23 protein-coding genes are annotated in these 20,816 nt (G+C 43.6%); 10 read left to right on the plus strand and 13 right to left on the minus strand.

From position 1 onward, the window contains the following. The first annotated feature begins 99 nt into the window (after window positions 1-99). The gene (gene proS / locus NAQ_RS03695) at window positions 100-1,542 is read left to right on the plus strand and encodes a proline--tRNA ligase (RefSeq protein ID WP_100182302.1); all 1,443 of its coding nucleotides are present in this window, start codon (window positions 100-102) and stop codon (window positions 1,540-1,542) included. A gap of 28 nt (window positions 1,543-1,570) precedes the next feature. Further along, complete coding sequence (locus NAQ_RS03700; RefSeq protein ID WP_100182303.1) at window positions 1,571-2,398, plus strand: ATP-binding cassette domain-containing protein; 828 nt, start codon at window positions 1,571-1,573, stop codon at window positions 2,396-2,398. 166 nt (window positions 2,399-2,564) lie between these two features. Here the strand turns inward: NAQ_RS03700 and NAQ_RS03705 are convergent, their stop codons facing one another. After that, window positions 2,565-6,089 carry a chromosome segregation SMC family protein gene (locus tag NAQ_RS03705; RefSeq protein ID WP_100182304.1) on the minus strand — a complete coding sequence of 1,175 codons (3,525 nt, stop codon included), beginning with the start codon at window positions 6,087-6,089 and terminating at the stop codon, window positions 2,565-2,567. Between the two features lie 140 nt (window positions 6,090-6,229). Here NAQ_RS03705 and NAQ_RS03710 point away from each other — a divergent pair, with 140 nt between their 5' ends. Continuing rightward, entirely contained in the window at window positions 6,230-6,967 is a 738-nt protein-coding gene (locus NAQ_RS03710) for a carbon-nitrogen hydrolase family protein (RefSeq protein WP_100182305.1), read from the plus strand. On the opposite strand, the gene NAQ_RS10065 is transcribed toward NAQ_RS03710, so the two are convergent. Continuing rightward, window positions 6,964-7,122 (minus strand): hypothetical protein, encoded by a 159-nt coding sequence (locus NAQ_RS10065; RefSeq protein WP_162858632.1) that lies wholly within the window; start codon window positions 7,120-7,122, stop codon window positions 6,964-6,966. The genes NAQ_RS03710 and NAQ_RS10065 overlap by 4 nt on opposite strands. 345 nt (window positions 7,123-7,467) lie before the next feature. Here NAQ_RS10065 and NAQ_RS03715 point away from each other — a divergent pair, with 345 nt between their 5' ends. Continuing rightward, a complete protein-coding gene (locus NAQ_RS03715) occupies window positions 7,468-8,184 on the plus strand; it encodes a proteasome assembly chaperone family protein (protein WP_100183431.1) in 717 nt (238 codons plus the stop codon). Further along, a complete protein-coding gene (locus NAQ_RS03720; RefSeq protein ID WP_100182306.1) occupies window positions 8,185-8,793 on the plus strand; it encodes a LysE family transporter in 609 nt (202 codons plus the stop codon). On the opposite strand, the gene NAQ_RS03725 is transcribed toward NAQ_RS03720, so the two are convergent. Genes NAQ_RS03725 through NAQ_RS03735 form a run of 3 tightly spaced genes read right to left on the minus strand, consistent with a single transcriptional unit; the run spans window position 8,790 to window position 9,646 of the window. Next, window positions 8,790-9,026, minus strand: a complete 237-nt coding sequence (locus NAQ_RS03725; protein WP_162858633.1) for a hypothetical protein — start codon at window positions 9,024-9,026, stop codon at window positions 8,790-8,792. The two genes, NAQ_RS03720 and NAQ_RS03725, sit on opposite strands and share 4 nt — an antisense overlap. After that, entirely contained in the window at window positions 9,010-9,369 is a 360-nt protein-coding gene (locus NAQ_RS03730; protein WP_100182308.1) for an AlbA family DNA/RNA-binding protein, read from the minus strand. The genes NAQ_RS03725 and NAQ_RS03730 overlap by 17 nt, the downstream gene beginning before the upstream one ends. A gap of 25 nt (window positions 9,370-9,394) precedes the next feature. Next, window positions 9,395-9,646 carry a hypothetical protein gene (locus NAQ_RS03735; RefSeq protein ID WP_100182309.1) on the minus strand — a complete coding sequence of 84 codons (252 nt, stop codon included), beginning with the start codon at window positions 9,644-9,646 and terminating at the stop codon, window positions 9,395-9,397. 76 nt (window positions 9,647-9,722) lie between these two features. Here NAQ_RS03735 and dinB point away from each other — a divergent pair, with 76 nt between their 5' ends. Then, window positions 9,723-10,811: a DNA polymerase IV gene (dinB, locus tag NAQ_RS03740; RefSeq protein ID WP_420887494.1), complete on the plus strand. Its 1,089-nt coding sequence runs from the start codon at window positions 9,723-9,725 to the stop codon at window positions 10,809-10,811. Here dinB and artG read toward each other — a convergent pair. The 4 genes from artG to NAQ_RS03760 all read right to left on the minus strand — a co-directional run bounded on the left by artG (window position 10,808) and on the right by NAQ_RS03760 (window position 15,019). Further along, the gene (artG, locus tag NAQ_RS03745) at window positions 10,808-11,725 is read right to left on the minus strand and encodes a thaumarchaeosortase (RefSeq protein WP_100182310.1); all 918 of its coding nucleotides are present in this window, start codon (window positions 11,723-11,725) and stop codon (window positions 10,808-10,810) included. The two genes, dinB and artG, sit on opposite strands and share 4 nt — an antisense overlap. A 35-nt stretch (window positions 11,726-11,760) precedes the next feature. Then, window positions 11,761-12,306 (minus strand): hypothetical protein, encoded by a 546-nt coding sequence (locus NAQ_RS03750; RefSeq protein WP_100182311.1) that lies wholly within the window; start codon window positions 12,304-12,306, stop codon window positions 11,761-11,763. Window positions 12,307-12,313: 7 nt separating this feature from the next. Continuing rightward, window positions 12,314-13,708 (minus strand): FtsZ/tubulin family protein, encoded by a 1,395-nt coding sequence (locus NAQ_RS03755; protein WP_100182312.1) that lies wholly within the window; start codon window positions 13,706-13,708, stop codon window positions 12,314-12,316. Window positions 13,709-13,858: 150 nt separating this feature from the next. After that, the gene (locus NAQ_RS03760) at window positions 13,859-15,019 is read right to left on the minus strand and encodes an Nre family DNA repair protein (protein WP_100182313.1); all 1,161 of its coding nucleotides are present in this window, start codon (window positions 15,017-15,019) and stop codon (window positions 13,859-13,861) included. 92 nt (window positions 15,020-15,111) lie between these two features. Here NAQ_RS03760 and NAQ_RS03765 point away from each other — a divergent pair, with 92 nt between their 5' ends. Continuing rightward, window positions 15,112-16,023, plus strand: coding sequence for a cobalamin-binding protein (locus NAQ_RS03765; RefSeq protein WP_245871713.1), 912 nt, complete (start codon window positions 15,112-15,114; stop codon window positions 16,021-16,023). A gap of 299 nt (window positions 16,024-16,322) precedes the next feature. Here the strand turns inward: NAQ_RS03765 and NAQ_RS03770 are convergent, their stop codons facing one another. After that, window positions 16,323-16,799 carry a hypothetical protein gene (locus NAQ_RS03770; RefSeq protein WP_100182314.1) on the minus strand — a complete coding sequence of 159 codons (477 nt, stop codon included), beginning with the start codon at window positions 16,797-16,799 and terminating at the stop codon, window positions 16,323-16,325. Between the two features lie 210 nt (window positions 16,800-17,009). Here NAQ_RS03770 and NAQ_RS03775 point away from each other — a divergent pair, with 210 nt between their 5' ends. Next, window positions 17,010-17,231 (plus strand): hypothetical protein, encoded by a 222-nt coding sequence (locus tag NAQ_RS03775; RefSeq protein ID WP_100182315.1) that lies wholly within the window; start codon window positions 17,010-17,012, stop codon window positions 17,229-17,231. Window positions 17,232-17,271: 40 nt separating this feature from the next. Here the strand turns inward: NAQ_RS03775 and NAQ_RS03780 are convergent, their stop codons facing one another. After that, complete coding sequence (locus NAQ_RS03780; protein ID WP_100183434.1) at window positions 17,272-17,634, minus strand: hypothetical protein; 363 nt, start codon at window positions 17,632-17,634, stop codon at window positions 17,272-17,274. 116 nt (window positions 17,635-17,750) lie between these two features. On the opposite strand from NAQ_RS03780, the gene NAQ_RS03785 reads away from it, so the two are divergent. Beyond that, window positions 17,751-18,347, plus strand: a complete 597-nt coding sequence (locus NAQ_RS03785; protein WP_162858634.1) for a hypothetical protein — start codon at window positions 17,751-17,753, stop codon at window positions 18,345-18,347. Here the strand turns inward: NAQ_RS03785 and NAQ_RS03790 are convergent. Both NAQ_RS03790 and NAQ_RS03795 read right to left on the minus strand, forming a co-directional pair. Beyond that, a complete protein-coding gene (locus NAQ_RS03790) occupies window positions 18,337-19,617 on the minus strand; it encodes an MFS transporter (protein ID WP_245871715.1) in 1,281 nt (426 codons plus the stop codon). The two genes, NAQ_RS03785 and NAQ_RS03790, sit on opposite strands and share 11 nt — an antisense overlap. Before the next feature lie 66 nt (window positions 19,618-19,683). Further along, a complete protein-coding gene (locus NAQ_RS03795; protein WP_100182317.1) occupies window positions 19,684-20,322 on the minus strand; it encodes a hypothetical protein in 639 nt (212 codons plus the stop codon). Between the two features lie 77 nt (window positions 20,323-20,399). On the opposite strand from NAQ_RS03795, the gene NAQ_RS03800 reads away from it, so the two are divergent. Further along, the gene (locus tag NAQ_RS03800) at window positions 20,400-20,786 is read left to right on the plus strand and encodes a hypothetical protein (RefSeq protein ID WP_245871717.1); all 387 of its coding nucleotides are present in this window, start codon (window positions 20,400-20,402) and stop codon (window positions 20,784-20,786) included. The last annotated feature ends 30 nt before the right edge of the window (window positions 20,787-20,816 follow it).

Below are 20,816 nucleotides of genomic sequence, written 5' to 3' on the forward strand. Positions count from 1 at the left end.
GCATTTCGATTTAAACGGACTAGCCATTCTAGATTCTTGGAATGAGGCTTTAGAACAACTAGGAAACGCTCATTTACCAAGAATCCAGTCACAAAACCGTTGAGCAAGGAAAGCCCTGGAATCACAGTGTCAAAAAAGGACGACTTTTCTGAATGGTACACGCAGGTGGTGCTAAAGGCAGAGCTTGCAGACTATGCGCCAGTAAAGGGATTGATTGTGTTGCGGCCAGACGGCTATGCAATATGGGAATCCATTCGAGAAACACTGGACAAAAAATTCAAGGCAACAGGACACAAAAATGCATTCCTGCCAGTACTAATTCCAGAATCATTACTAGCTAAAGAGTCGGACCATTTTGCGGGATTTACCCCGGAGGTGTTCTGGGTTACTCATTCAGGCGAAAACGAAATTGGCGACAAGCTAGCACTGCGCCCAACTTCTGAAACGCTGGCATATTCAATGTATTCAAAGTGGATCCAGTCCTGGCGCGACCTACCGCTGAAAATCAATTTCTGGAACACTGCACTCAGAGCAGAGATAAAAGCAACAAAGCCGTTTTTGAGAACATCGGAATTTTTGTGGCAGGAAGGCCACACAGTGCACGCAACAAAAGAAGAGGCAGAAAAAGAAGTGCTTGACATTTTGGAAATTTATAAAAATACAGTAGAGCAGGAACTGGCAATTCCTGTAATTACCGGCAAAAAGAGCGACAAGGAAAAGTTTGTAGGAGCGGTATACACTACTACTATGGAATCAATAATGCCGGACGGCAAGGCGCTGCAAATGGGCACATCACATTTTCTAGGACAGAATTTCTCAAAGCCGTTTGAAGTAAAATACTTGGACAAAAATAACGCCGAGACATTTGCATGGCAGACATCTTGGGGGGTGTCATGGAGACTAATTGGCGCAATGATAATGGTACACGGCGATGACAAGGGCCTAGTGTTGCCTCCGCGAGTGGCGCCAATCCAGGTGGTCATAGTACCAATATACTATAATGACAAAGACGCAGATCGAGTAAATACAGAAGCAGACAAGGTAGAAAAAATTCTCAAGGAAAAGGGCTTGCGAGTCCATGTGGATAGGCGCGACCAACTAACGCCCGGCTTCAAGTATAACGAATGGGAGATGCGTGGCGTGCCACTGCGAATAGAAATCGGTCCCAAAGACATTGACAAAAACAAAGTCATGTATGCAACACGCCACATCAAGCAAAAGCTGGACCTTCCGATGGACAAAATATCATCGGAAATTGACGGAATTTTGCAGAAAATCCAGGATGAAATGTTTGAAGCAGCCAAGAAACTACTCTCAGAGAAAACCATCAAAACATCAGAATATTCCGAGTTTAGAGCGGCTATCGAATCTGGCAACTTTGTTGATGCAGGATGGTGCGGAAAAAAAGAATGCGAGGAAAAGATCAAAGAAGACACCATGGCAGATATCAGAGTGATTCCGTTTGATGCGCAAAACTCTGGAAAATGCGTGTACTGCAAGGGCACAAGTGTTACAAACGCAATCTTTGGCCGCGCATATTGATATACTGAATTTCTGTATTGTATAATACTTGAGTGAAATTCTGCGAGTTGAAAATCTGGTAAAACATTATTCAAAAAAGAATTTCTTTGGCAAAGAAGTCTCTCTGGTAAAGGCAGTGGACGATGTTTCTTTTTCCATACAAGAAGGAGAGACGTTGGTCTTGGCAGGCGAGTCCGGCTCTGGCAAGTCCACAATTGCAAAACTGATTTTACACGCAATACCGATTGATTCCGGCAAGATAATCTTTGATGGTATCGAGATTGCTAATGATGTACAGTCACTCAAAAAAATTAGAATGGGAATCCAGATGGTGTACCAGGATCCGTACGATTCCATCAATCCGCAAATGAAAATAAAGGACATAATTTCAGAGCCGCTTGAAATCCACAAAATTGGCAATTCCAAAGAAAGGCAGGAGATGGTTGGACAAGTCTTGCACGAAGTAAAGATAGAGCCGGCAGAAGAAATAATGGAAAAATATCCGCACATGTTATCAGGCGGCCAGAGGCAGAGAATTGTTTTGGCTCGAGCATTGGTGCTAAAACCAAAGATGATCATTGCTGACGAACCGGTGTCGATGTTAGATGTCTCAATTAGAGCCGAAGTACTTGAGCTGATGAACGAGCTGCGGCAAAAACACCACATTTCTTTTTTGTATATCACTCATGATTTGGCAACTGCCAGGTATTTTGGGCAAAAAATCGCCATTTTGCACAGGGGTAAGATAGTAGAGAGTGGCCCAATCGATGATGTCTTGTTTTCCCCAAAGCACCCCTATACTCAGGCGTTGCTTGATGCAATATCAGAGCCTGACCCAAATAACCTTACCAGAGAGAAAAAGATCCACATACCATAACTAGACAGAACTAGGCAGTTTTGGAATTGTAGAATTATGCATGAACTAGGCAGTTTTGTGCGTAATTTGTGGTGTTGTGATTTAACACTGGTATTACGGAGGTTAAACTAGAATGGAAAATATCGCATAACCCACCCCCGATTTCGCAAAATAATATTTGAAAAAACTAGCTTGTAATTGACGGCATGCGCTTGTCCTTGTATGTTACAACATGCGAGACGCCATTCTTTGGAAAGACGCCGTAAATCAGCTTGGCCTTTTGCACAACAGAATCCTTCAAAGACACCATGATGAACTGGCTTCCCGCAGAGCGCTGCTCTATTATTTTGGCTAGTTTTTCAGAGTTTGGAGCATCCAGGTGCGCATCCACTTCGTCAAACAAATAGAATACAGACGGTTTTAGCTTTTGCAAAGCCAGCACAAACACAATTGCCGCAAGCGTCTTTTCTCCACCAGAAATTGACGTTGATTCTCTTTTTGGCTTGTTTGGGAATTGTATTAGATATGATATTCCTGAATTGAAGATATCGTCTTCGTTTTGCAGCTCCAGCCAGGCCTCACCACCTGTCATGGTGTGGAATGCATCTCGGATTTCCTTGTCTACTCTGTCAAATGCCTCCAAGAATGTCTGGCGCTTGTCCTTGTCAATTTCTTCTATGAATCGCACTATGGCGTTTCGTTCTTCTTCCAGCTCGTTCTTTCTATCAGACATGGAGCGATAACCAGTTGATATCTCTACAAAAGTCTGTGGCGCAGTTGCGTTCAGCTTTGATGTCAGCGAATTCATCTCTGATTCTAATGCAGACAGCATAGAGTCCACCTCAAATGTCTCTGTTATTTCCTGATAGCCGTATTTTTCTAAGACCTTTTGTATTTTTGCCTCATTTTCTATTATGTCTCGAATATCGCGCGAAAGCGAATCTGACTGGCGCTCCAACGCGTTTATCTCTCGCGTTACCAGCCTTTCTTTTTCGTTTAGCAGTGACAGCCTGTCGTCGAATTCCTGCAGTTTTGATATTGACGTGCCAGAGGTTGCGATAAGATTTTGCTCTTTTTCACGCAGTTTGACTAGGTTTTGGCTTGCCAATTCCTTGTCTTTGGCTATTTGGCCTAGTCGAATTTCTATTTCGTGCTTTTCATGGTTTAGTGAGGATTGTTCTTCTCGCAGGTTCTGCATTTTTGTCTTCTCTCCCAGCTCTTGTGCAGATAGTGTTGCTAGCTGGGATTCTTTTTCTCGCAGATCATTTACAATACTAGACTGGCGCGCCATGAGCTCAGATCGTTTCTCATTTAGCCTGTTCAGCTCTGATGCAATTCTGTGGTTTTCCCCGTCTGCATAGTTTTCGTGCATTAATGTTATTCTCTCCTCTAGTGATGCAATCAGGGATTCCTCCTTGGAGTGGTCCAATGTTATTTTTTCAATTTGTCTTGCTAGCTGGCTGATTCTGGATTCTAGTTGTGATTTTGTCTTTTCTATTGTGGAGACCTTTATCTTCAGATCTGAATAGCTGAGGTCTGCATTTGCAAGGCCCGTCTCGGATATTGAGAGTCGCTCTCTATAGTTTTGGATGATTCCGTCTACTTTTTTGATGGAAAGACGTTTTTTGAGAATGTATTTTTTGAGCAGTGATATTGACTGGTGCAGGCCTTCAACTGAGGTGCTCATTGAGATTATTTTTGTGACCTTTGATATCTTGGAGTTGATGTCAATTACCACTGCGGATGCCTTTGCCTCAAAGAACTCACCGTCAATTGTTACGGTTTTGTAGCCAGACTTTGATAGTCGCAGTGCGGAATCCTGGCTTTTTACTAACAACACATTGCCAAACAAGAACGTCAGTAGCGGTGCGTATTTTGCATCGCATTTTACGTAATCAGACAAAACTCCAAGCACGTCTGGGTCTTTTGGCACAGTCAGCGAAAACTTGGGGATTGCCTCCAGTGGAATGATTTTGAGTTTGGGGAGTTTCTTTGCTCGCGCCACCTCTGCAAGACTAATCAGTGTTCCAAAGTCCTGCACTACAAATGACTTGATCCAGTCCGATGCTGCAGCCAAAATTGCGCGCTCGTATTGTTTGTCCCAGGATATCATCTCGTATACTAGGCCCTCTATTCCTAGCTCCTCTCGGTGTTCCTTGAGGTGTGCAATGGTATAATCTTCGTGCATTATGCTTTTGACTACTCTGATTTTTGCATCATATTGGGCAGCTGCCTTTGCGGCTTTTTCCAAGATGAAATTTAGCTCGTCAATGTCGTGCTCTATTTTGCCGTGTTTTCCTGTTTGCTCTGAGATTCTCCCACGCAGTTCTGAAATTGTTGCCTTGTGGTTTTCTATTATAGACTCTAGTCTTGTCTTTAGTGTTGCAAGCTTGATAGATTCAGAGTCGATTTCTGCCAGTCTGTTTTTGTTTGACTCTATTTTGGATTTGGAATCGTTGATTTCGGATTCCAGTTTTGCAAATTCCACCTTGGCGTGGTTTAGCTTTTGCGTCAGTCCTTGGATTTTGGTGTCGACTTCCTTTCTTTGCGATATTGCATGCGATTGCTGCTTGTATACTGTTGATAATTCCGATTCGACTGACTTTATCTGCTCATAGATCTGGTTTTTGTCTTCTCTGATTTTTGACAGCATTGCTTTTTGTTCTGTGCTTTGGGCTTCGATGTCTAGTCGGGCTTGGTGGAGTGATTCCAGGTCCGATGCTACAATAGGTAATCTTGCATTGATTTGCTCTATTCTTCTGGATTTTGTTATGGTTTCAGTGTTGGCTGACTCGTAGACCTGCATTGCCTTGGATAACTCGGAATCAATTGACGCCTTTGCCTGGTTGTAGGCGTTGACCTCACTCATGAATGTGAATTTTTGCGATTCCAGCTCAGAGATCTCCTTTTTGACCAGAGCACGTTCTTCGTCTAGCTTTTTGGATTCTGAGACCAGCGAATGCATGGAGCGCTCTTTGGATACTTTTTCCACCTGGATTGCCTTCATTTTGTTAGAAGCCGAGATTGCGTGTAGCCGTCCAAGCTCAAAGTTGATGAATTCGTGCCTGAGTTTTTGGTTTCTCTCTGCTTCCAGCTCATCGATTCTCTTTTTGATTTCATCCATTCTTGCTAAAGCCACTTCGAGTCTTCTGTCGGCATCCTCTAGCTGTTTTATGGACTCGGATTTTTTCTCATCAAAGTATGCTAATCCGATTAAATCCTCAATTACTGTTCGCTTTTCTTCTGCTGTAAACTCTGAAATCCTAGTTACTGTTCCCTGCTGGACTGCGTTTAGCTGGTTCAGGCTGGCATTTGCCACTTCAAGTAAATCCAGGATCTGGTTTCGGTTTGTCTGTTTTTGGTTTAGGTAATACACATTTTCGCCGTCCTCTCCCATCTCTCTAGTAATTACAACTGCGTTAGAATCAACTGGGATTTTTCTATCAGAATTATCAAAGTGCAACGAGACTCGCGCCATCTTGGTTCCGCGCTTGTTTCCTTCTATGTCGTGGATCAGTGATCGAAGCTTGTCCACCCTCATTATCTTTGGCTTGTTCTCGCCGAGTGCAAAGATGATCGCATCCAGAATGTTGCTCTTGCCGGATCCGTTTGGCCCAGATATTGACACCAGACCAGGCTCAAAGCCGACTGTGGTATTTGTAAATCCAAATGACTTGAAGCCGTAGATCTCTACCTTTTTGATATGAACCAATAGAGTTTGTTGCCTTACAGGTTTGTTAATCAAATATAGACAAGTTTAGTTGACTGGCTTAACAAAATTCTTGTAATGCTATGAAAAATCTTGTCGCATTCATCTGGGCTTAAATTTGGTCGTTATTGTGCAATGATCAAATGGTAAAGCTGGGCATAGCGCAAACCGTCGCAACACGCACAAACGAAGAGGGAATCAAGCAGGCATCGCACCTCCTAGAGCGCCTAGGCAAAAACGAGGCAGACGTCGTGTGCCTGCCTGAGCAATACCTGACAGACAACAAAATAGACGACTTTGAGGCTACGTTTGCGCCCTTTGCCAAAATAGCAAAACAATACTCCATGAGTGTTATTGCAGGCGCATTTTACACAAAATCTGGCTCAAGGCAGACCATCTCTGCGCCAGTAATTGACGGCACTGGGCAGTTTATCGGAGTCCAGGACAAGATTCATCCGTTTGACTATGAAAAAGACGACATAAAACCAGGAGTCGAGGCCAAAATATTTTCAACAAAATGCAAGTTTGGAGTAATAATTTGCTATGACATGGTGTTTTCCGATGTCGCAGAGACTCTGGTCAAAAAGGGGGCAGAGGTATTGTTCTCGCCTGCAAGAATTGTTCGGCGCGGAATCTACCCATGGCACCTGTACTGCCAGACACGATCACTAGAAAACAGAATCCCAATACTTGCTGCAAACACGCAGACGCCCAAGTTTGGCGGAAAAAGCATCATTGTTGACCTAGAGGAAAACGACGGCGTGATGATACCAAAGACAAAAGTAACTGTAGGCCAGGGAATCAGGCTGGAATCATTTGACCTTGGAAAATACGAAAAATCCCGCAAAATCAGATATTCAGATCACAAAAAGTTTTCCTAGTATTCTCTAGAGTGAAACGCCATAATGTGCGCCTCAAGACTTCTAACTGCAATAAGCTTGGAGCAAAAACCGCACTCTACCTCAAATCGCTCTGCCTGCTCTGGAGTAATATCCTGAGACGCCATTATTGTGATTTTGTCTTGTACTAGTGCCATTTCCTTGCCAAGTTTTCAAACTAGTCCTAGCTTGATAAGGTTTTGCCGATAATACCAGTTTTGGAAACGCCGTGATCCCTAATACAGTAATACCATCCCACTATTTTTGTCCACATTGCACAAAATTCAGTCGAATTAGTTTGCAAAAAAGACAAAGTCGGTAATTTGCCAAATTCCAAGTGACGTCTTTACAAAGCAGACATAATCAGAATCAGCCACAAAATCCCTTTTTCTGACCAGATACCTGAAAAACATGCCAGGATCAGAAGACTATACCGTGTTAGTACTTCACTTTAGGCCAAAATATTGACAAAGTATATCAGTGATTTTTCGCAAAAATACACCATGGCTCCAAAGTTATGGGTCAAGGAGACCAAGCCAATTAGCATAGAGGGCGGATATCTCATCGACGGCTTTCCATCAGTTGGATTTACCAGCGCAATAGCAAGCGAGTCGCTGATGCATGGAAATAATTATGAACTGGTCGGATTTGTCGACTCGTATGATTTTCCAACAGTATCAATACTAAAGGATGGGGTTCCCAGCTATGCAACCAGAATCTATGTCAACCCATCACTAAAGGTGGGAGTGTTTTCATCATATCTGACAATTAACGAGCCATACCACAGAGCTATAGCAAAAATGATGCTGCTGTGGGCAAAAAAGCACAAGTGCTCTTTGGTAGTCAGCTCATCTCCTATGAACCTGGCAGACAATGACAAAAAGCAAACAATCGCTGCCGGAAGCACCCAAGAGGCGCGAGAGAAAATAAAGCAGGCCGGAATGATAGTACTCCAAAACGGTACCATCCCTGGAATTCCAGGAGAGCTGCTAAACCAGGGAATGCTGCACGGCCAAAACGTCATCGTTGTTTTGGTAAACGTGGACGAGGCAGGCCCCGACTTTGGCTCTAGTGCTGACTTGTGCATGGCAATGTCCAAGATTCTGCCGGGAGTCTCATGTGATCTATCCATAATGAGAAAGCAGGCCGAAGTAGCAGAAAAACAGATCAAGGAAACAGAAAAGGAAACAAGGGCGCTACGCGACTCTATGTACGGCTAGATGCAAGAATTTTTTGCGTTTTTTGCCACAGTAATCGTGGTTTCTGCCTCTGGAGTGATGGCGCCAGGACCGCTTTTTGCCTCCACAATATCAAGCGGCCTGAGGCAAAGGCTTGCTGGATTTAAGATTGCCATAGGCCATACCATGGTAGAGCTGCCACTTGTGGTGCTGATTGGCCTGGGGGTCTTGACGATCGAGGGTTTTCCGCAATTTCGAATCATAATAACAATACTCGGTGCGGCAAGCATCTTTGGATTTGCCGCATTGCAGCTAAGATCAGCACTGAGTGGAGCAGTCACAAAAGACTCCAAGTACGGACCGTTGTTCACCGGTATTTTGCTTACGGGCCTCAACCCGTTCTTTTTGGTTTGGTGGTTTACAATTGGAGTCAAGCTGATTTTGGATGCCATGGTGTTATGGTCGTTTTGGGGAATCCTAGTGATGTTTGCATTGCACATCTGGATGGATTATGCATGGTTGACCTTTGTCTCGGCATCATCTGCAAAAAGCACAAAGTTTCTTTCCGGGAAATCCTACAAAATATTCATGGTTGGAATCAATGCTGTCCTGGTTTACTTTGGGGTAACTTTTCTGCTGGATGTGCTCTAGCCGCACTGCAAGGTTTCCAGGTTAGACGGACATTCCGCGTTTAGGGTCTGGATTTTTTCTGCCAACGACACGCACATTGAATAGTCCATGGCAGACTCGTACTGGATTATCTCGTCTATTATTGAGAATTGCCTTGCGGGGCACGAGTTGAAATTCTGAAACATGATAAGGGATGCAATAATTATGATTCCGCCGACTACGGATAATTTGTAATAATTACTCTTTTGAAACATCAATTTCTATTGTGGATACGTTTCGGGTCTTGCCGTCTTGGGATTGTAGTGAATCAGACGCAATTCGAACATCCTTGATGTAATATCCCACAGTGTTCATGCGCTTTACTATCATCTGGGATACATCCACTGCCTGCGTGATTCTCTGTCCGCGAGCCTTGATTGTTACGACTGGTTGAGTGGAAAGCTGAGTAAGCGTTGCTGTGACATAGGTCATGATAGGCTTTATGCCGACAAAAATCACGTCGCGCGTCTTTTTTGCGTTTTCGTCCTCGTCTGTTCGAATCTTTTGTGACTCTTCCAAAATTTCTTGTGCTTCGGTTGGCTTGTCAGACTCGCTCATGATTTGCTATGTTGCCCTTTTGCTTTTATTTAATGCTTAAGTTGTTTTTGGCCAAATAATCTTGGATTGTTTTTTCTATTTCGTCTGGGTTTTTGCACTGTTTTACTATTGAGACGATGTCTTCTTCCTCTATTTCGTAACAGTTGAGAAATTCTTGCTCGTCTTTGTATACCAGCATGACTTTGTTGTTGTGATAGCAATAGTACATTTTCTCGGATTCCATTTCCTGGGCGATGATTTTGATTCCTTTTTCGTCAGGAACCAGTGGATATCCCATGAGAATATCTGCAAAATCTGTTATTTAGACTCAGCTTGCCGATATTGTAATAAGGATTTTTTGCGCAATGATATTCATGCGGGTGATATTTCACATTGACTTTGATTATTTTTTTGCCCAGTGCGAGGAGATTAGAAACCAAACACTCAAGACCAAGCCAGTCTGCGTTTGCATTTTCTCAGACAGGGGTGGGGACAGCGGTGCAATTGCCACTGCCAACTATATTGCAAGAAAATATGGAGTAAAGTCCGGCATGCCAATCAAGTTTGCAAAGGCAAGGCTAAGAGAAATTCCAGAATCTGCATTTTTGCCTGCGGATTTTCCATATTATTCAGAGATTTCGCAAAAGGCAATGGAGATAATGAAGTCATATGCAGATGTATTCGAGTATGTAGGTCGCGATGAGGCATACTTGGATGTCACAAAAAGATCAGAAGGCAGCTTTGCCATTGCCACGCACTTGGCCCAGCAGCTAAAAAACCAGATTCGCGCCGAACTGAAAATGACTTGCACGGTTGGGATTTCTACCAACAAGCTTGTATCAAAGATTGCATCAGGATTTAGAAAGCCAGACGGACTAACTGTAGTAGAGCCGGAAAAGACAGAGTCGTTTTTGGCCCAGCTAAATGTAGGTGACATTCCAGGAATAGGCAAGGTGACTGGAGAAAAATTTGCAGAACTAAACATCAAGACAATCTCGGATCTGGCAAGGCTTGACGTATTTACCCTAAACAAGATGTTTGGCAAAAAAATTGCATCATACATGTACAATGCCGCCCGAGGAATCGACGATGACCCAGTGGCAGAGCGAGCGCCTGCTGTGCAGTATTCCAGGATCATAACGCTAAAGCAGGATTCAAAGGACTTGGCCTTTCTATCGGATGCACTGGATGAGATTTGCGCAGACCTGCACGAAACAATACTAAAGCACAGAAAAATGTTCAAGTCCGTTGGAATCCAGTTTGTCCAGTCTGATTTGTCCAACAAGACAAAATCAAGAATGCTCAAAAACCCAACATCAAGCCTGGATGAGCTCAAAAAGACTGCTGTTATTTTGCTCCAAGAAGCCCTAGCTGATCAGGACCAAAACGTGCGAAGGCTGGGCGTTAGAATATCAGAATTGTCCGACATTACTGGCCAAAGATCAATTGAGAATTTCTTCTAGGCTGCCATTTTTTTGATGCGCTTGGTCTCTATTGCAGTTACCGCAAACAGATACGCAAAGAGCCACGGCAGAAACATTATCTCGCCTGCGATTCCGTGAAATTCCTCAAACTCGACTGGATTTGTAGAGACCTTGAGGACAAACAGCGACAACGAGAATATCCTAATCATGTTGACAAAGATTGTTCCCGCAATTCCTATTGCAAAGTACATTGCCTTGCGCTTTGGGGCAATGTTCATCTTTAGCAAAAACGCCATCATTACCAAGGAATAGATGATGACCGAGTGCACACCAGCAGACGGCCAAAACACCTGCAGTGCCATGGAGCCATGCTCGCCTTTGAGAAACATCAGGTTATTTCGCGCAATCGCAGTTCCCAGATCAAAGAACTTGATTATCTCCACGTTTGCTTTTACCAAATACGGCACTATATATTGTAATGGTCCTAGTGTGTCGTACGGGAAAAACGCGTCGAGTGAGAGAATAATTGCGCTGCCACACAGAAAAATCGGTCCTGCCGGCGCAATTCTAATCCATCTTTTGCCAAACAATATGGTAACGGCGGCAATTACAAATGCACCCATTATCACAAAGTCCCAAAGCCATGTCCAGGAATGAATCAGATTTACGTTATAGTATTGGGCGCCATCCTGTATGTATTGCCTGAGGCCATGGTCAAGGGCTATCAAATACGCAAAGACTGCAGTTGCAAATGGAATTGTTGCTATGACTCGTTTTTGGGAAACTATGGTCTTGATTCCAATTAGCTCTGCCACAATGAATGCCATTGCAAAAAGCCAGCCTCCCCTTCCTTGGTTCCAGCTTAGTGAAAACGAGTCAGGCTGATACGCCAGTGCAAACAGAACGGGGCTGATTATTATGATAATGGCAAATGTCAGAGATTTGTTTTGCAACGATTAGAGGAAATCTTGGTTTGAATAAAAACTAATTATTTCTTCTTTATAGTGAGCGTCTTTTGGATCTCATTCATCGAGCTGATGAATTTCTGTTTTGCCTCGTATTCGTTTGAGACCTTGACTATGACCTCAGTTGATGACAACAATACATCCTTGACAACTAGCGGTGCAGAAAGGCCCAACAGCTCTGATAGAAAATCAAAGAGGTTGTGGAACTTGGTTTGGTTCTTGTACTGATACATGACTCGCCCGTCCTTGAACACAGGTTTTGGATCAAGTGGGATTACCAGCTCTGGAGACGTCATGTCGTTGATGAATTTTGCAGTGTCGGCTTTGATGGATGTGGACAGTTCCTCTTTTTTTGCCTCCAGATTTGCCTTGGTTTTTTCCAGGTTTGCCTGCTGGTCGTCATATTCTGTTCCAATCATTTTTGCAAATGCAGACTCTGTTGGCTTTTTGAGCGGGATTTCGTGCAGCTTCATGTTTACTATTTTGAGTTCGTCTTCTATTTGCGCAAGATATTTTCTATTTGCCTTGATCTGGCCGGCAAGTTCCTCAAGATAGGTAAAATCAGACATGATACCCTCACTGGCTAAACTGGTGAACTACGTCCATTAGAGACTGTTTGAAATCTTCAGTGGTCAGGCCCCATCTGCCATATTCGTCCTTGTATGCATCCCAGGCTTCTTCTGCCTCTCGTGCAATCTCTAGCACCTTTGGTCCTACTGCCTTTGTGTTGACAAGAATTGTGATGTTTGCCTGTTCTTTGTCCAGGATTGGAATCTTGACAAATATCATCCTGGAATCCTCAATGTTAAACCTCTCCTTGATTATTCTCTTGAGCAGTTCGCGCTCTTTGATGTCAAATTCTCCTTTTACTTTAACCAGTGCACAGCAAGAGTCTTTTGGTCCGCCATAGTTGCGAATGTCAGTCTCGTCAACATCAAACAATATTGCATCTTGTTTTTTGTTTAGATTCTCAATGATACTGTCCATGGTGTTGTGCTTGTTGCCAGTAATGGTGTTGAGATTCCACTGGTCTTCGTCTGGCAATACAGGTATGACCCACGGGATTGCAAACTTGGGTCTCTTTGTTGCAAGCCAGGTTCTGTAATTGGACATGTCCCATTCTGTTTCTCTTGCAAATGAGGAAATGAACATGGAGATTGCGTTTGCGGCAATTAGGTTCATGCCCTTGTAGTCCTTCCATCCGACTTCATGCTCCTTTGGCAGATCATCTATTATAGATGGAATCTTGTCCACTCGTTTTTCGTACTTGTGTGCCACCTCTCGCAGTCGCTTGTTTGAGAACAATATGGAACAGTCGGAATATTTTATCTGGTATTCCAGATTCATCACAATGTTAATTGCAGCTGCCTCCAGTATGACTGGGTCCCAGCCGAATTCCGGCAACAGTCCCAGTGTCGCAATTGTTGCGTGTTCCTTGGTGTTGCTTCTAATAAATTCGATAAACGAGCATGCAAAAGAGCTGCCTGTTCCCCCGCCCATTGCAAATGGAACGGTGTAGCCTCGAACTTGTTCTGGCGATAATGCGGATAATTGTTTTCCAAAGTCCCATTTTTGTGTGACTTCGTTTTTGAATCTAGATCGTCCCTCTGCCCAGTTTCTTGCAGCGCCTCCGGCACCATGGATTACGTGCTTGTCGCGCAGTGCAAAAAGATCCGGATATGATTGTAAGATGAGATTTGCAGCCCTTGGGTCCAGGTCTACTAGCAATGCCCTAGGAATAAGCGGGGTTTCGCCACCCGTATATGCACCTGGGAATCGGAGTATGGTGCTTCCGTACCTTTTTAGGATTCTGGACTCGTCCTTTGTGTCCTTGAGAACCGGCTTTAATGGGTCAGCTCCTACATCAAGCAGCAACCTACGGTAGGATTCTGCTCCAAGACCAATTCCACAGTGACCAAAGCAGGTCATCAGAACTGGCGCTGGCGGTAGTGGGGCGCTTGCTTGTGCCATGTTATTTGTTTGCCCCTTGGAGTTTAACTTGGTCTACTAAACAAAATAAAGTGATTGCTTGATCGTTGTAGACATGTTTCATGAGTGGAATTACGCGTAAATGGATTTAACCATTAAGTATGAATTATCCGTAGTATACGAACCATAGAATCAGAAAAAATCTGTGATTGTTTTTTGCTTGAGCATCTTTAGTGTAGTTCCCTTGGCAAGCCACTCGTTTTTGCTTATACTCATATTTTTGCAAGCAAGATCAAGCCCCTGATCTAGAGTATCTACCAAAGTTGGTATTTTACTCATTGCGGCCCTGATTGCCTCTCTGACCTGCCACACTCCAACAGGTACTGCATATTCCGGTTGTATCTCTCGCAAAACCAAGACACCGGCTTGCCTTTTTTTCTTTGAGAGATATTCCGCTATGCCAAGCTTTGCCGCAAAATATGCACCTGCAATACTTGGATAATGACCCAGTCCGTTTGCGTCTTCTGCATCTGCGCCAAATCCGATTTCTCCCCTGTCTGTGTGCCAGGCTTCTTCCATTTCGTAAATCCATCGGTGCGGAAACAACAATACGGAAAACAGGTTCCCCAGATGCTCGTGTGTAAATACAAGATACGAGTCAATTTGGGAATAGTCCAGGATTTCATCGACCAGACTTTTTGATATGATATCATCGGTTGCAGTGATGCTCCATCGTGTCGGCACTAGCTTGCGGTCTTTGCCAAACATTCCGATGGAAAAGCATTTTTGGATTTTTGAAATCTCTATTCCGGAATTATACAAAGATAGAACTGCGTCTTCTGCCTTGAGGTCCCTGTCATAGTATGCTTTCTCAACTGGCTTTGATGCAGACATGCCGGAGAATTTTGCCGACTTTATCTCACCAATTGGGCCAAACGGGGCAGACTCGCCGTCAATAAACGTAGTTGGCGTGGTGTTTTTGTAAAATGTGATTTCAGAGTCAGGCGTGTTCGATGACATTGCTAGCTCCTGCAGATTCTCAATGTATCGGCCTTGTGGATTGCTCACAGAAACATTTTGAGTTCCGCGAACCAAATTCAGTCTAAAGTTTACAATTTCCTCCAAGGTTTTCCCAAGCCATCGCTCTGGTAAATCAAGCAGGCTGGTGTCGCCGTGGATTGGCGGAACCATCGGGCCGACACCTACCTTTGGGTAACCAAAAGATCCAACAAAGACGGAAGGCGGACTGGAGCCAGAAACTGAACTGGATGAAAACAGATTCCCATATTTTGAGAGATACTCGTTCCAGTTTTTTTCTATGGATTTGCGAATGTTTGCTGCAGTTGGCTCCACGAGATAATCTTGGGATGCGTATTATTTAGCATGATTCGTTGATGCGGTGCTACTCAAAAACGACATATTGTAGCTTTGATGTAATAATATCAATGAGGATTGTCTCTTTTCTGCCAAGCGCAACTGAGCTTGTCTTTGAGCTTGGTGCTGGAGACGATCTGGTCGGTGTGACGCACGAGTGTCTTTACCCAGAGCAGGCAAGGCAAAAGCCGCGCGTGATCAGCTCCGTTTTTGATCCAGAGACAATGACTAGTCGCCAAATCGACGACAAGATAACCGAGCTTGCAAAGACGGGTGCTCCAATTTTTCTAGTGCATGAAGACAATATCAAAAATGCCAAGCCCGACCTCATAATAGGCCAGGGAACATGCGCCGTGTGTTCTGCATACACCAACGAGGTGAACCGAGCTCTAGAGATTCTAGAAAAAAGGCCGCAGGTTGAAGTAATTGATCCCCACAATATCGACGATATCATATCCAGCGTAAGCGCAATTGCAAAAAAGATTGGCCGGGAAAGCCAGGGAAAAGCACTAGTCGAGTCGCTCCAAAAAAGAATTAATCACATCAAAGAACAAAGCCACGCCACAAGGCCCAAGGTGTTATGTATAGAGTGGATAGAGCCGTTTTTCACGTCGGGTCACTGGGTTCCGCAGATGGTGCAAATTGCAGGCGGCACAAATCTGATAAGCAATACCGGCGAGCACTCTAGAAAAATGACATTAGACGAAGTGGTATCGGCAGACCCAGACATCATAATCATGATGCCGTGCGGATTTGACACAAAAAGAGCCATATCAGAATGCACATCTAATCTGCAAAAAAACCCAAGATGGCAAAACCTCAGGGCGGTAAAGTCAGGCAATTTGTATGCAGTAGACGCAAACTCGTACTTTTCCAAGCCAAGCATTAGAACCATAACTGGAATAGAGATACTCTCAAAGATAATCCACCCAGAAAAGTTTGCAGAACTAGTTACGTCAGACGGCGCATTTGCCAAGATCTAGTCTTGGGGATAATCATCATCAGACTCTAGGGTCTTTTTTGAAGGCCTAGTGGGTACAAAAAGCACAGTCATGTTTTGGAATAATCAAAGCCACTCTAATATCGAATCTGGCGTAAAAAAGTCAAACGCCAAGTTAATTTTTTGCAAACCAAATACGCCTAGATATTAATTTGAGGTTTGTCCACATACAACACACAGCATCTGATATCAGACCAGTCCCATATCAAACCAGAATGGCCTGAATCCAGCCTCCTTTGGTCCTATCTCGTGGCTTTCCCTTCATGTATGATTCAGGCGGTTCTAATTTTTAATACTGCAATTGTCTCGCAGCGACCTTGTTGTTTGATAATAAGCAAGGCCCAATATTCCAAGCGAGAGAATCCTCAAAGGCACCTCATAGGTGGTCAAAAATGCAGTTGCAGTTCCGCCAATTGTGCCAAACGTCGATATTATTGAAAATCCCACAGGCCCGCAACTGCATGCTCCGGCAGACGCACCAATAATAGAACCGACAACTCCGCCACTTGCGCGCTTTACCTTTTGCACCAGTTTTATCAAATAGACATTCATTGGTATAACAAGTGATGACATGGTAGAAACCCCGATTACCAGTGCAAAGCTGAGTATTCGATCATCTGGAATGTAGAAAATAAAGTACGGCTCAAAGAAGACAAACTCTGATAGTGTAGACAGCACCATGAACATTGCAGTAAATACTGCACCTGCAAGGCCAATATATCCATAATTTGAAAAGACTAGTCGGAGTGAATTTGCCATTTTTCAGCTTTTCTTAAAACAAGTTAAAAGGATTCTTCCAGATTATTTTTTCCTAAAGAGTCTTGCAATCATTTTTGGTATAGAGTCAAGCGGGCATGACTCGCAAGAGACCTTGTCTGTTTTTTCTTCCATGGTATAATATAGGCACAATACCATATAAGAAATTCCCAGAAAAGACAATCCTAAATATCAAAAATTTCCCCACAAAACATGCTGGATAAGATCATAACAGGACTGTTTGTCGGAGTTCTTGGGACATTGTGGTTTTTTACAAGAAAATGCGAGCTGCCACACCCATACAGACTAGTCATATACGACAAACTTGGAAGACAGGCAAACTTGGATCTGAGAACCATATTCCACACACATACTGCGGCAGTAAGTTTTGCCAAGCATTATCGGGTGTTGTTTCCCCGTATGATTTTGTCCTAGAATCTGGCATTCCCCGCCTTAGGCGCAGATTTCTGGTTCATTAGAAATAATGCATTTTCATGTGGTTTTGCAATAACACTTCGTATGGGGTAACGTATCCGCAGTGACTGCACGAGAACATCGAGTTTGCCGGCTTTTCTTTTTTTATTGGCCCCTCATGGATTGACGTTATCATAATTATCTCGTCTTTTGGCAATACCCCATAGTTTGCGGTTTCCCCTATTGAGGCAAAAAACTCCTTTATTGCCTTGACCACATGTTCTGCGTCCAGTTTCTTGTCGTCCATTGTACTAAGCACGAATTCGTGCAGCTTCATGGTTGGGATTGCCCCTAGCCAGTCAGATACGAACACTGCCATTTCGTGCTTGAGATGCTCTGCCTCACGGCAGTCAATTGTGATCAATGCCACAAATACGATCGCGGCGTATTTTTAGATGTGGTTTTGCCGGTTTCCTGAACTTAAGGATTACGTACAAGTCCTGTCAAAGCGCTAAATACAAAATCAAACATCATGTGGAATTGATGGCAAGAAACCTGATTGCATGTTCTGTGTTGCTGAGCTTTTTTGTCATTATTGGTACAGTTCTTCCTAGCTTTGCTGAAGAAATCAAGGCAACTGATCAAATCAAGAAAAATCCTGCAATGATGGAGATGCTAAAGAAAATTGAACTATCAAAAAAGATCCTAGCACAGATGCAGGAAGGAAAAACAATCGATAATACCAAGGCGCAGCAAATGCAGGAACTGCGAAACAAAGTAAAAGCAAGCCTGGCCGAAGAAGTAAACAGAATGAACAAGGATTATGAGCAGTACAATTCGCAAAACGCATTTGCAAAATTTGTCTCCAAAAAGCCAGGACATGTCCAGCCAATATACCAAGCAATGTTCTCATACCATCAGGAAAAGGTAAGTCAGGCAAAATCAGAATACAACAAGATAATTTCTTCTGGCGGCAAGACAAAGGACGCATGGGATGCATACCACAAGTCATCTGCCACAAACAGAATAAAGCTGATTCAGCTAAACAAGGACCTTTCCATAAAATACGGCAATGCGGATCCCGCAATACAGAACACCTTTGATGAGAAAGGCAAGCTTCCGCGAACTAGTGAATAGATTTTTCCGACAATCTGTGGCGCAAATAGAACCTAAAGAGCACGACAGAGCCAAGCAGGATAACAGATGATGCAATAAACGTCATGGTGTAGTCAAAGGTCGTAGCCACAAATCCCGCAGTCAGGGCACCTCCAAAGACTCCCATTCCTATCATGGAGCTGTTCACGCCCAAGTACGTACCTTCAAAGCCCTTTGGAATTGCTTTGAAGAGCAAAACCGAGTTTGCAGTGGTAAATATGGAAAACCCGACCACCATCAGGCACATCGAAAGCATTGCAAATGACAACAAGACATGGCCAGAAAACATTGTGAACAAAAATGCCGCAACCAAAGCACCCACGATCCTTGGCAAATACGCAAGCATCGTTGCCTTTTCCTCGCCAAGCCTTGAGATTATTTTGGGTGCTACAAAAAAGATTGCAGCCATCATGCATGTCTGTATCAGATATAATGTAAATACAGTCGAGTCGGAGAGTTTTAGCGTTTTAAGAAACGGAGTCAGCGCCGTAAAGTAGATGTTGCTTCCAAAATAAAACAAAAAGTTTGCCAAAAACAAAAATCCAATCTCATGTGAAACTTTGCCCTTTAGGATAGACAGAATGTGCTTGTAGTCATGTATGCTTGGGATTTTTGGAAAAACAAAATGGTGATGCAGCCTAAAGTGGCCAAACGCATGCTGGATGCCATGCACCGAGTGCGCAATCGTGTGTAGCTCTATGTGAAAGTGTGTCTTGCTGATTTGCGTACTAATACCAAATGCGACTGCGCTTGCAATAGCACATATTGCAAAATATTGCCTGCTATCAAAGTACAGGCTCCACACTGCGCCAATCAGCATTGCGCCAAGGCTGCCAAACGTGGAAAGAATAGACGTTCTAGCAAACAGCCTGCCCCACTGATTGTTCATGCTAGTTTCCATTACCAGCATCTGAGTCACTGGACTGCGCGCAGTCAAAAAGAATCCAGATAGTGGGGCCACTACATAGAGGGGCCCAAGATCATTTGTAAAATACAGCCACATGCAGCACAAGATTATTACAGAAAAAGACACAAGCAAGACTGCCTTTTTTGCATGATACCTGTCCAGAATTTTGCCCCAGAGAATAGAACCTAGTGCAGCTGCCCCGTAATGAATTGCAACCATGATAGAGACTTCGCGAATTCCCCCACCCAAATGAATCACAAAAAGCGGAATTGCTGTGTGTAGTCCTTCGGCTGCTATGTTAATGGGCGGAATAAACCAAATCCATTTTTTGCTTATTGTAGACAACCCAAAGTCAAGCCAAGAGTCAGACTAATCTATGATGCATTAAAACTTGTTGTACAGAATTGTGGATTAGTTTGCGCCCATTTCCATGGATTCGCTAAGATCAATGGTGTGGTTTTGCGGGGTTGGTTCTGTGCCGTTTCCAGAGGATGCGCTTTCTTCTACTTCGACCTCTTCTTCTAGTTCTATTTCTTCCTCGGTTTCTTCTGAGGTTTCCTCCATTACCTCATCTTTTGGTATGGATTCTACCATTCCTGCCAGTTCTTCGTGGGATGGATCATGTGCAGATACCCAGCCTCGTTGTGATAGTATGTCATAGCTTGATTCTTTGATGCATGAAGGTCTAAAGTTGTTTGCCTTGAAGACCAGTTTCATTCCATCTCCACATTGGATTTCATGTGGGTCTGTTCCGCTCTTTAATTGCTGTAGCGGAGATGCAACAGGTGCTGCAGTGGTTAGCATTTCTTCTTCCATAGTGTCATCCATTGTTTCATCTGTTTCTTCCATAGTGTCATCCATGGTCTCATCCATTACTTCCTCATCGGCAACCTCTTCGTCTGTTACTTCCTCGTCAGCAATCTCTTCGTCGGTCATTTCCTCATCTGTCATTTCACCTTCAGATGGTGCCTCTTGAGCAAAAACAGGTGCAAATCCAAACATCGTGGATGCAACTATACCAAGTAACAAAAGCAGTGTCAGTCCCTGCATTGATTAATCTGAATTGACTTTGCATTTAACCTTTTTTATAATCATAGAATAAGTGCTGATCCTGTGGAACCAATAACATGAAGATGGACTCAGAGACCTTTGGCATAGAAAAGGGACATGGTCAAGAAGCAATCGACTGGTTAAACGAGGAGGCAAAAAAAGACAAACTCAAATTCGAGGCAAGACTCTATGGTGAAGAAATAGAGACTCAGAACTTTGGCACCTTTGAGCTGTTTTCATGGATTGGTGATGTTCAGGTTGCCAGAAAACTGGTAATCAAGGCAAGCAAGCGATTCAAAATCAAGGTAATCGAGGGCGGCTACAGGACCAAAGACAAAATCTTCAAAATGTCAAAGCAGGACTATGGCGTAGTCAGAAAAGGAGACAAGGTAATCGGACACCTGGCATTTACTGCACCAATGTTGGGCGGCAAATGGAAGGTAGCCGAAGAAGAGCTTCGCTAAAGCACAAATAATCAAGTGCTGCAATTTTTC

Origin of the sequence: Candidatus Nitrosotenuis aquarius, assembly GCF_002787055.1 — an archaeon.
Taxonomy (GTDB): Archaea; Thermoproteota; Nitrososphaeria; order Nitrososphaerales; family Nitrosopumilaceae; genus Nitrosotenuis; species Nitrosotenuis aquarius.

What these genes read in the sequence shown, in the direction of transcription:
- NAQ_RS03750 (WP_100182311.1), bottom strand. Translation starts at nt 12,306, where the DNA reads ATGTCTGATTTTACCTATCTTGAGGAACTTGCCGGCCAGATCAAGGCA.
- NAQ_RS10065 (WP_162858632.1), bottom strand. Translation starts at nt 7,122, where the DNA reads ATGGCACTAGTACAAGACAAAATCACAATAATGGCGTCTCAGGATATT.
- NAQ_RS03720 (WP_100182306.1), top strand. Translation starts at nt 8,185, where the DNA reads ATGCAAGAATTTTTTGCGTTTTTTGCCACAGTAATCGTGGTTTCTGCC.
- NAQ_RS03770 (WP_100182314.1), bottom strand. Translation starts at nt 16,799, where the DNA reads ATGGCAAATTCACTCCGACTAGTCTTTTCAAATTATGGATATATTGGC.
- NAQ_RS03730 (WP_100182308.1), bottom strand. Translation starts at nt 9,369, where the DNA reads ATGAGCGAGTCTGACAAGCCAACCGAAGCACAAGAAATTTTGGAAGAG.
- NAQ_RS03795 (WP_100182317.1), bottom strand. Translation starts at nt 20,322, where the DNA reads ATGCAGGGACTGACACTGCTTTTGTTACTTGGTATAGTTGCATCCACG.
- NAQ_RS03765 (WP_245871713.1), top strand. Translation starts at nt 15,112, where the DNA reads ATGAGGATTGTCTCTTTTCTGCCAAGCGCAACTGAGCTTGTCTTTGAG.
- NAQ_RS03775 (WP_100182315.1), top strand. Translation starts at nt 17,010, where the DNA reads ATGCTGGATAAGATCATAACAGGACTGTTTGTCGGAGTTCTTGGGACA.
- dinB (WP_420887494.1), top strand. Translation starts at nt 9,723, where the DNA reads ATGCGGGTGATATTTCACATTGACTTTGATTATTTTTTTGCCCAGTGC.
- NAQ_RS03710 (WP_100182305.1), top strand. Translation starts at nt 6,230, where the DNA reads ATGGTAAAGCTGGGCATAGCGCAAACCGTCGCAACACGCACAAACGAA.
- NAQ_RS03715 (WP_100183431.1), top strand. Translation starts at nt 7,468, where the DNA reads ATGGCTCCAAAGTTATGGGTCAAGGAGACCAAGCCAATTAGCATAGAG.
- NAQ_RS03800 (WP_245871717.1), top strand. Translation starts at nt 20,400, where the DNA reads ATGAAGATGGACTCAGAGACCTTTGGCATAGAAAAGGGACATGGTCAA.
- NAQ_RS03735 (WP_100182309.1), bottom strand. Translation starts at nt 9,646, where the DNA reads ATGGGATATCCACTGGTTCCTGACGAAAAAGGAATCAAAATCATCGCC.
- NAQ_RS03755 (WP_100182312.1), bottom strand. Translation starts at nt 13,708, where the DNA reads ATGGCACAAGCAAGCGCCCCACTACCGCCAGCGCCAGTTCTGATGACC.
- NAQ_RS03725 (WP_162858633.1), bottom strand. Translation starts at nt 9,026, where the DNA reads ATGTTTCAAAAGAGTAATTATTACAAATTATCCGTAGTCGGCGGAATC.